The 13,890-nt window shown below is 58.9% G+C and carries 11 protein-coding genes; 6 read left to right on the top strand and 5 right to left on the bottom strand.

All coding sequences use genetic code 11. The annotated features are described in order from the left end of the window. The first annotated feature begins 65 nt into the window (after positions 1-65). From ppsA to A7P95_RS10540, 5 genes are all read left to right on the top strand, one after another. Positions 66-2,459, top strand: coding sequence for a phosphoenolpyruvate synthase (ppsA, locus tag A7P95_RS10560; protein ID WP_067595124.1), 2,394 nt, complete (start codon positions 66-68; stop codon positions 2,457-2,459). A gap of 342 nt (positions 2,460-2,801) precedes the next feature. Next, positions 2,802-3,245 carry a hypothetical protein gene (locus A7P95_RS10555; RefSeq protein ID WP_067595121.1) on the top strand — a complete coding sequence of 148 codons (444 nt, stop codon included), beginning with the start codon at positions 2,802-2,804 and terminating at the stop codon, positions 3,243-3,245. Between the two features lie 86 nt (positions 3,246-3,331). After that, positions 3,332-4,417, top strand: coding sequence for a TerC/Alx family metal homeostasis membrane protein (locus tag A7P95_RS10550; RefSeq protein WP_067595113.1), 1,086 nt, complete (start codon positions 3,332-3,334; stop codon positions 4,415-4,417). 252 nt (positions 4,418-4,669) lie between these two features. Then, positions 4,670-6,730 (top strand): methionine--tRNA ligase, encoded by a 2,061-nt coding sequence (gene metG, locus A7P95_RS10545; RefSeq protein ID WP_067595110.1) that lies wholly within the window; start codon positions 4,670-4,672, stop codon positions 6,728-6,730. Between the two features lie 143 nt (positions 6,731-6,873). Further along, entirely contained in the window at positions 6,874-7,380 is a 507-nt protein-coding gene (locus tag A7P95_RS10540) for a hypothetical protein (protein WP_067595107.1), read from the top strand. A 113-nt stretch (positions 7,381-7,493) separates the two neighbouring features. On the opposite strand, the gene A7P95_RS10535 is transcribed toward A7P95_RS10540, so the two are convergent. The 5 genes from A7P95_RS10535 to A7P95_RS10515 form a co-directional block, all read right to left on the bottom strand. Continuing rightward, entirely contained in the window at positions 7,494-8,189 is a 696-nt protein-coding gene (locus A7P95_RS10535) for an OmpA family protein (protein ID WP_082890805.1), read from the bottom strand. A gap of 294 nt (positions 8,190-8,483) precedes the next feature. After that, positions 8,484-9,128 (bottom strand): TetR/AcrR family transcriptional regulator, encoded by a 645-nt coding sequence (locus A7P95_RS10530; protein WP_067595103.1) that lies wholly within the window; start codon positions 9,126-9,128, stop codon positions 8,484-8,486. A 318-nt stretch (positions 9,129-9,446) separates the two neighbouring features. After that, positions 9,447-10,472, bottom strand: a complete 1,026-nt coding sequence (gene murB, locus A7P95_RS10525; RefSeq protein WP_067595101.1) for a UDP-N-acetylmuramate dehydrogenase — start codon at positions 10,470-10,472, stop codon at positions 9,447-9,449. After that, positions 10,465-11,853, bottom strand: coding sequence for an MATE family efflux transporter (locus tag A7P95_RS10520; RefSeq protein ID WP_067595098.1), 1,389 nt, complete (start codon positions 11,851-11,853; stop codon positions 10,465-10,467). Before A7P95_RS10520 ends, murB begins: the two co-directional genes overlap by 8 nt. Before the next feature lie 614 nt (positions 11,854-12,467). Further along, entirely contained in the window at positions 12,468-13,127 is a 660-nt protein-coding gene (locus A7P95_RS10515; protein ID WP_067595095.1) for a YiaD family glycine zipper/OmpA-like lipoprotein, read from the bottom strand. Between the two features lie 188 nt (positions 13,128-13,315). Between A7P95_RS10515 and A7P95_RS10510 the strand changes: the two genes are divergently transcribed. Continuing rightward, positions 13,316-13,858: a hypothetical protein gene (locus tag A7P95_RS10510; protein WP_156503590.1), complete on the top strand. Its 543-nt coding sequence runs from the start codon at positions 13,316-13,318 to the stop codon at positions 13,856-13,858. Positions 13,859-13,890 lie beyond the last annotated feature (32 nt).

Raw genomic sequence — 13,890 nt, 5'->3', positions numbered from 1 at the left:
AAGCACGCCCAGCGGCTAAAATAGCCGCGCTTTCCCTCAATCACATATATAGGATGGAATAGAACATGTCTGGCAACAATGTAATCTGGTTTGAAAATCTGCGTATGACCGACGTGGAACAGGTGGGCGGCAAAAACGCCTCCCTGGGCGAAATGATCAGCCAGCTGGCTGAAAAAGGCGTGCGCGTGCCCGGCGGCTTTGCCACCACGGCCGAAGCCTACCGCGCGTTTTTATCGCACAACGGGCTGAACGAGCGCATCTCCGCCGCGCTGGCCGCCTTGGATGTGGACGACGTGGCCGAGCTGGCACGCGTGGGCGCGCAAATCCGCCAGTGGATTTTGGACACCCCCTTCCCCGCCGAGCTGGAAGCCGATATCAAAACCGCGTGGGACAAACTCGTGGCCGACGCCGGCACCGACCAAATCTCCGTGGCCGTGCGCTCCTCCGCCACTGCCGAAGACTTGCCCGACGCCTCCTTTGCCGGACAACAGGAAACCTTCCTCAATATTCAAGGCCTGGACAACGTGAAAGAAGCCATGCACCACGTGTTCGCCTCGCTCTACAACGACCGCGCCATCTCCTACCGCGTGCACAAAGGCTTCGCGCACGACGTGGTAGCCTTGTCTGCCGGCGTGCAGCGCATGGTGCGCTCCGACAGCGGCGCTTCCGGCGTGATGTTTACCATCGACACCGAATCCGGCTTCGACCAAGTGGTGTTCGTTACCGCCTCCTACGGCCTGGGCGAAACCGTGGTACAGGGCGCGGTGAACCCCGATGAATTCTATGTACACAAACCCATCCTGCGCCAAGGCCGCCCCGCCATCCTGCGCAAAACCATGGGCTCCAAACTGATTAAGATGATCTTCTCCGACACCGCCGAAACCGGCAAATCCGTGCAGGTGGTGGACGTGGACGAAGCCGAGCGCAAACGCTTCTCCATCAGCGACGAAGAAGTGACCGAGCTGGCCAAATACGCGCTGATTATCGAAGAGCACTACGGCCGCCCGATGGACATCGAATGGGGCCGCGACGGCCTGGACGGCAAGCTCTACATCCTGCAAGCCCGCCCCGAAACCGTGAAATCTCAGGAAGAGCGCAACAGCACCCTGCGCCGCTACCGCATCGAAGAAAAATCCGCCGTATTGTGCGAAGGCCGCGCCATCGGCCAGAAAATCGGCCAAGGCACCGTGCGCCTGATCAAAACCGCCGCCGAAATGGACCAAGTGCAGTCCGGCGACGTATTGGTAACCGACATGACCGACCCAGATTGGGAGCCGGTGATGAAACGCGCCTCCGCCATCGTCACCAACCGCGGCGGTCGCACCTGCCACGCCGCCATCATCGCCCGCGAGCTGGGCATTCCGGCGGTAGTGGGCTGCGGCGACGCCACCGAGGTGCTCACCAGCGGCCAGAGCGTTACCGTATCCTGCGCCGAAGGCGACACCGGCCTGATTTACGACGGCCTCCTGAAAGTGGAAATCATCGACCTGGCGCTCGACAACATGCCTGCCTCGCCGGTGAAAATCATGATGAACGTGGGCAACCCCGAGCTTTCCTTCGGCTTCTCCAGCCTGCCCAGCGAAGGCATTGGCCTGGCGCGCATGGAATTCATCATCAACCGCCAAATCGGCATCCACCCGCGCGCCCTGCTCGAATTCGACCGCCAAGACGCCGAGCTGCAAGCCCAAATCACCGACCGCATTTCCGGCTACGCCTCGCCGGTGGATTTCTACATCGACAAGCTGGCCGAAGGCATCGCCACCATCGCCGCCTCCGTGTATCCGAAAAAGGTGATCGTGCGCACTTCCGACTTCAAATCCAACGAGTATGCCAACCTGCTCGGCGGCAACCTGTATGAGCCGCACGAAGAAAACCCCATGCTCGGCTACCGCGGCGCCGCCCGCTACGTTTCGCCCGATTTCAAAGACTGCTTCGCCCTCGAATGCAAAGCGCTCAAACACGTGCGCGACGAAATGGGTCTCACCAACGTGGAAATCATGATTCCCTTCGTGCGCACCCTGAACGAAGCCGAAGCCGTGATCCGCCTGCTGAAGGAAAACGGCCTCGAACGCGGCAAAAACGGCCTGCGCCTGATCATGATGTGCGAGCTGCCCACCAACGCCGTGCTGGCCGAACAATATCTGAAATACTTCGACGGCTTCTCCATCGGCTCCAACGACATGACCCAGCTCACCATCGGCGTGGACCGCGACAGCGGCGGCCCGATTGCCGGCACCTTCGACGAGCGCGACCCGGCGGTGAAAGTGATGCTGCACCTGGCCATCAAAGCCTGCCGCAAGCTGAACAAATACATCGGCATCTGCGGCCAAGGCCCGTCCGACCACCCCGACTTCGCCAAATGGCTGGTTGAGCAAGGCATCGAAACCATTTCGCTCAACCCGGACACGGTGATCGAAACCTGGCTCTACCTCTCCAAAGAGCTGCCGCCCAAGCAGTAAGCCCGGCTGAAAAGCGCTAAGCAAAGGCTACCTGAAAACTTTAGCCGCACAGAAAATAAGCTGTGCCGTGTTTTCAGGTAGCCTTTTATGCCAAGGAGGCAAACCGCAGGCAAGCCGAGCGCCTTTTGCAGCAATATGCAAAATTTGCTGCCGCCGCCCGCCGCTTGAATTACAATGCCGCCCTGCGAAAGGCTACCTGAAAACGAGCGCAGCGAGTTTCTGCGAAGCTAAAACGAGCGCAACGAGTTTCTGCGAAGCTAAAACGCAACGCAGTGAAGTTTCTGCGAAGCTAAAATTTCAGGTAGCCTCTACACACACCCTTCCCGTGAAACACCCGACGCCATGAACGATTTCATCATCACACCATTCGAATCGGTAATCACCGGCTCGGAGATTTTCCGTTTGGACGCCACTTTCGAAGACATCAACCAAGAATGGGGCGAAGCCGGCCGCATCCTGATCGACAACATCATGCGCCAAACCACCGAATACCGCTCCGCCTGCGAGCTGATCTACCGGCATGAGGGTAGGCAGCTCAAATCCATCGTTTGCAGCAAACACACCCATCCCACGCTAAACGGCCTGCCCGTGTTTTCTGCCGAAAGCATCGCCGCCTGGAAAGCGCAGCACGACTATGTGGAAGACGAATACTACCTCACCTTCCCCGACCTGGGCATATGCATCGGCGGCATGGGCGGCAAGAAAATCCCCAAAGGCGAAGACCGGCTGGTGATTGCCTTTGCGCGCAGCGAGATTGAGTATTACAAAATGTTTGTGCAGATATAAACCGTTTTCAGGTAGCCTGCTTCCCGCCCAAACCTGCCTGTGTTTTTCAGGTAGCCTCCATCACACACCACCATAAGGATTCTCCCATGACCACCCACCATTTAGGCTTCCCGCTGGAAACCGTTGCCGTATTCGTTGTGCTCTCCGTGGGCGCGATTGCCATTGATTTGTTTGCCCACCGCAGCGACAAGCCCATGTCGCTCAAAAGCGCCGCGCTGTGGTCGGTGTTTTGGGTGTTGGTGTCGCTGGCGTTCGGCGGCTATCTGTGGGTGCACCACGGCAGCGAGATGGCCAGCCTGTTCCTCACCGGCTATGCGCTGGAAAAAGTGCTGTCGGTGGACAACCTGTTTGTGATCATGGCGGTGTTTTCCTGGTTCAACATTCCCGAGGGGCTGCGCCACCGCGTGCTGTATTGGGGCATCATCGGCGCGATTGTGTTCCGCCTGATTTTCGTGGCCATCGGCACCGGCCTCTTGGCGCTGGGCCCGTATGTGGAAATCCTGTTTGCGCTGATTGTGGGCTGGACGGCGGTGATGATGCTGCGCCGCGACGATGAAGCCGAGGCCAACGAAGATTATTCCGAACACCTGGCCTACCGCTGGGTGCACCGCTTCTTCCCCGTGTGGCCGCGCCTCTACGGGCACAACTTCTTCCTGCGCGGGCACGAGCTGGAAGAAGCTCGCCGCCTGCACCCCGACGTGCAGCTCGAGCCGGCCGGCGAAGATTTGAAACACCCCGAGCAAAACCATCCGCAGCCGGTGAAAAAAGGCGCGCTGGTGGCCACGCCGCTGTTTTTGTGCCTGGCCATCATCGAGCTTTCCGACGTGATGTTTGCCTTCGACAGCGTGCCGGCGGTGATTGCCGTATCCAAAGAACCGTTGATTGTGTATAGCGCCATGATGTTTGCCATCCTCGGCCTGCGCACCATGTATTTCGTGCTCGAAGCCTTGCGCGGGCGGCTGGTGCACTTGGAAAAAGCCGTGGTGGCACTGCTGTTTTTCATCGCCATCAAGCTCGCCCTCTCCGCCTCCGAGCACCTGTTCCAGCACGGCTACGAGATTTCGCCCAATGCTTCGCTGATGGTGGTGTTGGTGGTGCTGGCGCTGGGCGTGGGCGCGTCTTTCGTGTTCCCCGAAAAGCCCAAAGCCGAAGCAGACGATAAGCAGCCCTAAACGCAGAGGCTACCTGAAAGCGCCAGCTGCAGCGAAGCTAAAAATAATCGAGCCAAGCAAAAGGCTACCTGAAAAACGGTTTGCACTTGAAGCCGGCTTTTTCAGGTAGCCCTTTCCCCATCCAAGGCCACCTGAAAAATATTTGTAGCTTCGCTGCAGCCAGTACTTTCAGGTAGCCTTCTCCCTGCTAAGGGCCTACCCTTTGTGGCATAATGCCACCCTGTTTTCACACGATTTAACCGAGCTTCCAACATGAGCAAACCACGCAAAATCCTCGTTACCTCCGCGCTGCCCTATGCCAACGGCAGCATCCATTTAGGCCACATGGTCGAACACATCCAAACCGACGTTTGGGTGCGCTTCCAAAAACTGCGCGGCAACGAATGCCACTACTGCTGCGCCGACGACACCCACGGCACGCCCGTGATGCTTGCCGCACAAAAACAAGGCATCGCGCCCGAAGACATGATTGCCAAAGTGCGCGAAGAGCATCTTGCCGACTTTACCGGCTTCCACATCGGCTACGACAATTATTACAGCACCCATTCCCCTGAAAACAAACAGTTTTCCAAAGACATTTACCGCGCACTCAAAGCCAACGGCAAGATTGAGAGCCGCGTCATCGAGCAGCTTTTCGACCCCGAAAAACAAATGTTCCTGCCCGACCGCTTCGTCAAAGGCGAATGCCCCAAATGCCACGCCCAAGACCAATACGGCGACAACTGCGAAGTCTGCGGCACGACCTATTCCCCGACCGAACTGATTAACCCGTATTCCGCCGTTTCCGGTGCCAAACCCGAATTGCGCGAATCCGAACACTTCTTCTTCAAACTGGGCGAGTGCGCCGACTTCCTCAAAGCATGGACTTCCGGCAACAACCCGCACGACGGCAAGCCCCATCTTCAACCCGAAGCCCTCAACAAAATGAAAGAATGGCTGGGCGAAGGCGAAGAAACCACCCTGTCCGACTGGGACATCTCCCGCGACGCGCCGTATTTCGGTTTTGAAATTCCCGACGCGCCGGGCAAATACTTCTACGTTTGGCTGGACGCGCCTGTCGGCTACATGGCATCGTTTAAAAACCTGTGCGACCGCATCGGCATCGATTTCGACGAATACTTCAAAGCCGACAGCCAAACCGAGATGTACCACTTCATCGGCAAAGACATCCTCTATTTCCACGCCCTGTTCTGGCCCGCCATGCTGCATTTCTCCGGCCACCGCACCCCGACCGGCGTCTATGCACACGGCTTTTTGACCGTGGACGGACAAAAAATGTCCAAATCGCGCGGCACCTTCATCACCGCCAAATCCTATCTGGAACAAGGCCTGAACCCCGAGTGGATGCGCTACTACATCGCCGCCAAGCTCAATAGCAAAATCGAAGACATCGATTTGAACCTGCAAGACTTTATTTCGCGTGTAAACAGCGACCTCGTCGGCAAATACGTCAACATCGCCGCCCGCGCGTCAGGCTTTCTGGCTAAACGCTTTGAAGGTCGTCTGAAAGACGTTTCAGGCAGCGCATTGCTGGCAAAACTCGCTGCCGAAAGCGACACCATCGCCGAGCAATACGAAAACCGCGAATACGCCCGCGCCCTACGCAACATAATGGCATTGGCAGACGCCGTGAACGAATACGTCGATGCCAACAAACCGTGGGAGCTCGCCAAACAAGAAGGTCAAGACGAACGCCTGCACGAAGTATGCAGCGAACTCATCAACGCCTTCACCATGCTGACCGCCTACCTCGCCCCCGTATTGCCGCAAACCGCCGCCAACGCCGCGCGTTTCCTCAATCTGGACGCGATTACCTGGGCGAACACGCGCGAAACCTTGGGCGAACACGCCATCAACAAATACGAACATTTAATGCAACGAGTGGAGCAAAAACAAGTGGACGATTTAATCGAAGCCAACAAACAAAGCATTGCCGCCGCAGCCGTGCCTGTTGAAGACAGCAAATACGAAAAAGTCGCCGAACAGGCGAGCTTCGACGACTTCATGAAAATCGACATGCGCGTCGCCAAAGTATTGAACTGCGAAGCCGTCGAAGGCAGCACCAAGCTCTTAAAATTCGACCTCGATTTCGGTTTTGAAAAACGCATCATCTTCTCCGGCATCGCCGCGTCCTACCCGAATCCCGCCGAATTGAACGGCAGAATGGTCATCGCCGTCGCCAACTTCGCCCCGCGCAAAATGGCAAAATTCGGCGTATCCGAAGGCATGATTCTGAGTGCCGAGCTGCCCGACGGCTCCTCCCGTATCCTCAGCCCCGATGAAGGCGCCGAGCCCGGTTATAAAGTGTGCTAAGCGCCCAGCCGGCCGCCTTGTCCGCACCGTCGGCATAAGCTTTCCTGCAGCCCATTCATTTTCAGGTAGCCTCATCCGGGCTACCTGAAAATGTCTGTTCCCGTTTCAAGCAAGCTCCGTTTTCACAAAGCTCAAGGAATCCCATGCGCCAACTCCTCGCCCTCCTCCTGTTTGCCGCCTTGTCCGCCCCCGCCGTCGCACAACACCAGCCAGCCGCCCCCCATTCTGCCACGCCCACCCTCGCTGCTGAGTGCGAACAGCTCATCAAAGACACGGACACCTTAGCCACTGGTGCGTTCTGCTACCGAGACAACCCAGAAGTATCGGCATATTTCAACGAATTATCTTTAATACTGCTCTTTGACCATCCCAAAGCAGAGCTTTGTCGCCACCAATTACGCCACTCCCCCGCAAAAAACTACCGCCTCAACGCCGATTCCAACAAACTATGTATCGACAGCCGCGCCGAACGCGCCCGTCTGCGCCGCCAAATAGAAGCCTTGGTCGATGAAAAAATGCCCGAATACGCCGCCGAAGAAGCGCCTAGGCGCGGCCTCACCGCCGCCGAGCTGCTGCGCCGAACCCGTGCCGAAGAAGCCGCGCGTCGCGCCCGGGTGGATGTCTATATCCGGCAAACCGAAGGGCAATAACTTCCCGAGTTTCCCCAACAAAAGGCAAACGAAAAGGCTACCTGAAAATTTTAGCTTCGCAGAAACTGCTCTGCGTTGCGTTTTCAGGTAGCCTTTTATTCCGGCCGCCGGGCTTATTTGCCCGCTTCGCCCGAAGCAATCAAAATTTCCATGCGGCGGTTTTGCGCACGGCCTTCCGGATTGTCCGAACCGTCGGGCTTGGCATTGGGAGCCACCGGATCGGCCGCGCCCTTGCCTTCCACGGCAATCGCCTGTTGCACGCCGTGGCGCACCAGCCAGTCTTTCACCGATTGCGCGCGGCTCACCGACAACCTGCGGTTGTATTCCGCGCTGCCTTTGGCATCGGTGTAGCCCACGATGGTAACCTTCGCCGCCGCGCCGCGCTCGTTAATCATGGCCGCCACTTTCTCCAGCGCGCCCGCCGCTTCCGGCTTCAGGCCGGCCTGGCCGAAATCAAACAGCACGTCGGACGACAAATTCACCGCCGTGCCCTGCGCGGTTTCGCGGGTGGTGAGCGTGTCGCCCTGCGCCATATTGTGGGCGGATTCCTTCATGCCGCTATCCGACAGGCTGCTCAGGCCGGAGGACGCGCCCTGCGGCTGGGAAACGCTAGCCGCGCCTTCGGAAGCCGCCGAGGCCGCCGCATCGGAAACCGCAGCAGCGGATGCGTCAGACGCCGCAGCGGCATCGGACACGGCCGAAGCCTGGCTCGCGGCAGAGGCATTCTGCGCCGCGCCGGACGGCTGGCCGCCGCAGGCAGACACGGCAAACAAAGCCGCCACCATCACAGATAAAGTTTTCAAATTCATGGTGCACACTCCTATCGGGTTGAAATCGGACAAACGGCTCTAACAGCAAGCCGGTATTCCCGCGCCGTTGGCAGGCCAACCGCTGCGGGAACAGGCGGATAGTACCGCAAAACAGGCTGGCGGAACAATCAATTGGCTGCAAAATTGAGTGCTTGCTCCGGGATATTTTTCAGGTAGCCTTTAGTTAGCCCGTAGCCGCAGCTTGGGCTAGCTGAAACTTTCAGGTAGCCTCCAACGGCAAACGGCGGCGGGAACTGCTTCCTGCCGCCGTGGTTTGCTTGCTGCGCCGCCGGTTCACGAGCGGTATTGCGCCATCAGCTCGCAGTAGTTTTGATAGTGTTCTTTGGCCACGAAGCCGTGCACCAGGCTCATGGTTTGGTAGATGCCGCGGCGTTTGGCGCCGTCGTCCCAGTTGCCGATGTGCTGGGAGTTGTCGAAGTCAAACCAGTATTTGGTGAGCAGCCATACGTTGAGGCCGAGCTCGCGCAGGGCTTCGTCGTCGGCGTCGAGGATGCCTTTGGCGCGCAGCTCGGTGAATATCCGCACGAGCAGCGGGGAAATTTTGATGTGGGTGAATTCGTTGTGCTCGCCCAAAAGCTCTTTGCTGCGGGTGAGCAGGGTGTTGACGTCGCTGAATAAAAAGCGGTATTCCCAGAGGATGTCGTACACGCCGCTCATGTATTCGCCCATTTTGGCCATGTTGTCGGGCAGGGGGGTTTGCTGGATGTAGTCGAGCAGCTTGCCGCTGTAGCGCCGGAAGAGCTGGACGATGATCTCGTCTTTGTTACGGAAGTGGTAGTAGAGGTTGCCGGGGCTGATGCCGAGGGCTTGGGCGATGTGGTTGGTGCTGATTTTGCGCTCGCCTTCTTCGTTGAAGAGCTTGAGGCTGATGTCTACCACGCGGTCGTAGGTGCTGGGTTTGCCGTTTTTCTTGGTCATGTGCTGTTCTCCGTTGCTGTATGGCCCGTTTAGCAGCCAACCGCAGCGTGGTCGTGCCGCCTGCCGCCGCGATTATAGCCGCCTCTGCCCCTTTCGGTATAGTGTCGGCAACTTTATGCCCGCATAAAAGGCGGGAAACGTTGCCTGATTACCATTTCTGGCAAAAGGCGTGGCATAAAGTGCAAACCTTTGGCGGGCAAGGGCATGAAGGCTACCTGAAAAAGAAACAGCCATCCTTCACGCCCATAATTTTTCAGGTAGCCTTCCCTAATGGAATCAGGCTACCTGAAAATTTGTGCGGCTTATATTTGTTTCACCCTAGCCCAGCCACACCGGCTCGGGCTCCAGCCACACGCCGAAGCGTTGGAACACGCAGCCGCGCACATGCTCAGACAGGCGGCGCACATCTTCCGCGCTGGCGCCGCCAAGGTTAACCAACACCAACGCCTGCTTCTGGTGCACGCCGGCATTGCCTTCGCGGTGGCCTTTCAAGCCGCATTGGTCGATCAGCCAGCCGGCGGCGAGCTTGGCCTGGCCGTTTGGCTGCGGATACACCGGCAGCGCGGGATACTGCCGTTTCAGCGCGGCGGCCTGCTCGGCCGGCACAATCGGATTTTGATAGAAACTGCCGCAGCTGCCCATCTGCGCCGGGTCGGGCAGCTTGCGGCGGCGGATGCGGCACACGGCTTCGGCCACGGCGGCGGCGGTGAGCTGCGCGCCCCCGGCCACGGCCTCGGCTTCGCTCTGCACATCGCCGTAATGCAGCTTGGGCTGGAATACGGTATCCAGCGCAAACTCCACCGCGGTAATCACATAACGCCCGCCGGATTGCTTAAACAGGCTGTTGCGGTAGGCAAAGCGGCAGGCGGCGTTTTCAAAGCGCACCGGCTGCCCGGCATCCAAATCCCAAGCATGCACGGCGGCGATGCAGTCTTTCGCCTCCACGCCGTATGCGCCGATATTCTGCACCGGCGCGGCGCCCACCGTGCCGGGAATCAGGCTCAAGTTTTCCAGGCCGCTCAAGCCCAGCGCGATGGTGTGCTGCACGAAATCGTGCCAGTTTTCGCCGGCCTGCGCGGTGAGGCGCACTTTGCCGCCGCCTATCGGCTCGGGCGCGTCGATGCCCTTATTGGCCATGCGCACCACCAGCCCGTCGTAATCCCGCATAAAGAGCACATTGCTGCCGCCGCCGAGCCACAGCACGCTCTGGCGGCTGTATTCAGGCAGGCGCAGGATTTCAGGTAGCCTTTGGGCGCTGTCCAGCTCGCACAGGGCGGCGGCGCGCGCACTCAGGCCGAATGTGTTCAGCCCGCTCAAATCGGCATGGCGCAGCAGTTTAATCATCGTCTTGATGCTCCAGCATTTCTTCGCTCACTCCTTCCAAACACCACAGCAGGGCCACCGCCGCGCACATCAGCGACAACACCAGCGCCGCCCAAAAGCCGTAAATCCCCAGCCGCGTGCCGAAGGCCAAGAGGCAACCCAGCCCGAGGCCGACCACCCAAAACGCGATGGCGTGAATCACCATCGGCAGCTTGGTCACCTTATAGCCGCGCAGGGCATAGGAAGCGATGCATTGGATGGCATCGGCCAGCTGGAAGGCGGCGGCAAACAGCAGAATCGTGGCGCCCAATTCGATCACGGCCGCGTCGTCGGTGTAAATCCGCATAATCGGGTAGCGGAACAGCACGGTGAGCACCGCCGTGATAATCGACAAAGCCGCGCCGGAAGAAAGCGCCACGCCGGCGGCATAGCGCGCCTGGTAGTAGCGGTCGGCGCCGATGGAAAAGCCCACGCGCACGGTTACCGCCGCGCCGATGCCCTGCGGAATCACATAAATCAGGCTGGTGATGCTGTTTACCACCTGCTGCGCGGCCACATGGTCTTCCGCATTGCCCGGCAGGCGGGCAATCAGCAGCATCATCACGGTAAACAGGCTCACTTCCAAGAAGAACGACAAACCAATCGGCACGCCCAATTTGGTGATCTGGCGCAGGATTTTCGCATTCGGCTTGGAAAAGCGCGAAAGCAGGCCGAAGCGTTGGAAATATTTCTGCTTGGCGATATACACCCACAGCGCGGCCGCGTTAAACCAAAACACCAGCGCGCTGGCCAGGCCGCAGCCCGCGCCGCCCAACGCCGGCATGCCCAAATCGCCATACACGAAAATATGGTTCAGCGGGATATTCATAAACAAAGTAATCCAGCTCATCCACATAATCGGTTTCGGCTTGCCCAAGCTGGAAGCGAAGGCATGCAACGCACGGTGCACCATGGCCGCCGGCATGGAGAGCGCCACAAAGCCCACATACTGCGAAAACTGCCGTTTCACTTCCGGGCTCAAATCCAGATAATGATTGATCGGCTGCACCATCAGCCACAGCACGGCCATGCCCACAAAGCCCAGCATCAGGCCATACCACATGCCCTGCCGCCCCAATTCGCCCACCTGCTCGGTTTCGCCCGCGCCGTGCGCTTGGGAAATCATCGGGTTGAGCGCAGTCATGATGCCCATGAAGGTGATAAACACTGTAACGAAGGCGCTGCTGCCCAAGGCCACGGCGGCCAAGTCCGGCTTGCCCGCGCCGCCCGCCATCACCGTATCCACAAACCCCACCCCCACCTGGGCAATCTGCGCCAAGAGCATAGGCATCGCCAAAGCCCCCATGCGACGGGCTTCATTGCGGAAAACGGCGGGGGAATAACGGTTTAAGTCGAGCAGCATAATCAAATGAAAGAGTGGAACACGGGCGCCATTTTAGCAGAAACGCAACATAAGTTGTAGTAACGCAACACTCCGCCCCGCTCCCGCCTTGCGCATAAAATAGCGGAAGACGCCTGATTCAACAAAGAAAACGCCAACAATCCGCCCCGCATCGGCATATATATAACAAGTGTTGTTTGCCTGCCGACAGCGGGTGGACAAACCGGAGCAAACGTGAACCATCTGCCGCCACGCCGCCATGCCCGCAGAGGCTACCTGAAAATACAGCGGCGATTATTCGGCGGTTTCAGGCAATCGCATATTTTCAGGTAGCCCCAACCGCGCGCAGGCTACCTGAAAATAGGGGATTGCGAGAACGGGAGAGCTTGGGCAGCCGAAGCCGTTTACCTATTCCCTCGGCAATCGTTTACATTCGTCTGGCTGCACAAGCTACCTGAAAGCGGAGTTTCTGCGAAGCCAACGCACAGTTTCAACGCAATTAAAACCAAAAGTCTACCTGAAAACGAGCTTCGTGAGTTTCTGCGCAGCTAAAATTTTCAGGTAGCCTCTTCCACATTCCATGCAAAACGGCACGGCGGGCTGCCGTGCCGTTTCCAAGTTTCACACCAAACCGCTTACTGCTGGCGCGCCTGCGAAGTCGGGTTGATGAGGATTTCCACCCGGCGGTTTTGCGCACGGCCCACTTCGGTGGAGTTGTCGGCAATCGGCGAACGCGAGCCGTAGCCCACGGTGCTGATGCGGTTGGCGGCCACGCCGCGGCCGTTCAGGTAGCCCGCCACGGATTGCGCGCGCTGCTGCGAGAGCGGGTTGTTGATGCGGTCGTTGCCGGTGTTGTCGGTGTGACCGGCCACGGTGATGGTGGTTTCCGGATACTGGGTCAGCACGTCGGCCACGGTGTTGAGCGAGCTCACGGCGTTCGGGCTGAGCGCGGAGCTGTTGGTGGCGAAGGTGACACCGCTGGGCATGGTCAGCTTGATTTGGTCGCCCTGGCGTTCCACTGCCACTTGGGTGTTGGCCAGCTCTTGGCGCAGACGGCGCTCTTGAATGTCCATATAACCGCCCACACCGGCGCCCACCACGCCGCAGCCCAAAGCAGCATTGCGCGCGCCTTTGCTGCCGTGGGTGAGCGCGCCGATAGCGCCGCAGGCAGCCGCGCCGCCCAAGCCGTAGAGCGCGGTTTTAGAAATAGTTTGCTGGCCGGTAACCGGGTCGGTTACGCAGCCGCTCAGGGTGAAGCTGGCAGCCAAAGCCAAAATAGTCAGACGTTTCATCATTTTCGTTATCCTTTCAGGATGCGGTTGAAATATTATTGCAATCATTTTGCCTTGCAGGCAGCCACTATAGGCGAGCCGCCGCGCAAACAAAAGCCGCCGCCGCAAGATTTACCGTTTATCAAACTTTCCAGATATTTGTTTACATTCATCCGCCCGCCGTATGGCTGGCAACAGGGCTTTCGGCTACAATGCCCGCTCGACAACCCGATAGGCTACCTGAAAATATGCCGCGCCCCGCCCGCCTCCTCCTGCCCGCCCTCGCCCTGTTTGCCGCTGCTTTTTCCCACGCCGAGCTCCCCACCGGCCTCTATCTATACCAGGGCAACGATGGGGGCAGCTACCGCCCCGCCGACGAACCCGACGCCATCCCGCGCCCGCGTTCGCCCTCCATCCATGCCGAGCGGAAAGTTTGTATCCCTGCCGACAGCCAAGCCTGGCTGCAAGAGCAAATCCGCCGCCGCACCACCGGCCTCTACCCGCAAGGCCGTTTTGCAGAACGCCAAACCGCCACCGGCCACGCCTACACCCTGCTCAACCCTGCCCAAGCCAAGCCCGGCCTCGATGCCTACACCGTGGGCATGGCGCTGAAAAACGACCCGCAAGGCCGCCCCGCCGTATCTTTCTCCATCGACTCCACCGACACCGGGCGTAATTCCACCCACCAAACCCACATTAACCAGTGGTATACCTACCAAGGCTCAAACTGCCCCGCCGATGCCGATGGCGAATAAATGCAGCTCTGCCGAACCTGTGTTGGCTGCGC

The sequence above is a fragment of the Eikenella longinqua genome, from assembly GCF_001648355.1.
GTDB classification, from domain to species: domain Bacteria; phylum Pseudomonadota; class Gammaproteobacteria; order Burkholderiales; family Neisseriaceae; genus Eikenella; species Eikenella longinqua.
Note: the sequence above shows the minus strand (reverse complement) of the source record. Positions and strands in the feature narration are given on the sequence as shown.

Bases quoted from the DNA above. Each gene is read 5' to 3' on its own strand.
- A7P95_RS10550 (WP_067595113.1), top strand. From the start codon at position 3,332: ATGACCACCCACCATTTAGGCTTCCCGCTGGAAACCGTTGCCGTATTC.
- murB (WP_067595101.1), bottom strand. From the start codon at position 10,472: ATGATTAAACTGCTGCGCCATGCCGATTTGAGCGGGCTGAACACATTC.
- A7P95_RS10520 (WP_067595098.1), bottom strand. From the start codon at position 11,853: ATGCTGCTCGACTTAAACCGTTATTCCCCCGCCGTTTTCCGCAATGAA.
- metG (WP_067595110.1), top strand. From the start codon at position 4,670: ATGAGCAAACCACGCAAAATCCTCGTTACCTCCGCGCTGCCCTATGCC.
- A7P95_RS10540 (WP_067595107.1), top strand. From the start codon at position 6,874: ATGCGCCAACTCCTCGCCCTCCTCCTGTTTGCCGCCTTGTCCGCCCCC.
- ppsA (WP_067595124.1), top strand. From the start codon at position 66: ATGTCTGGCAACAATGTAATCTGGTTTGAAAATCTGCGTATGACCGAC.
- A7P95_RS10555 (WP_067595121.1), top strand. From the start codon at position 2,802: ATGAACGATTTCATCATCACACCATTCGAATCGGTAATCACCGGCTCG.
- A7P95_RS10530 (WP_067595103.1), bottom strand. From the start codon at position 9,128: ATGACCAAGAAAAACGGCAAACCCAGCACCTACGACCGCGTGGTAGAC.
- A7P95_RS10535 (WP_082890805.1), bottom strand. From the start codon at position 8,189: ATGAATTTGAAAACTTTATCTGTGATGGTGGCGGCTTTGTTTGCCGTG.
- A7P95_RS10510 (WP_156503590.1), top strand. From the start codon at position 13,316: ATGCCCGCTCGACAACCCGATAGGCTACCTGAAAATATGCCGCGCCCC.
- A7P95_RS10515 (WP_067595095.1), bottom strand. From the start codon at position 13,127: ATGATGAAACGTCTGACTATTTTGGCTTTGGCTGCCAGCTTCACCCTG.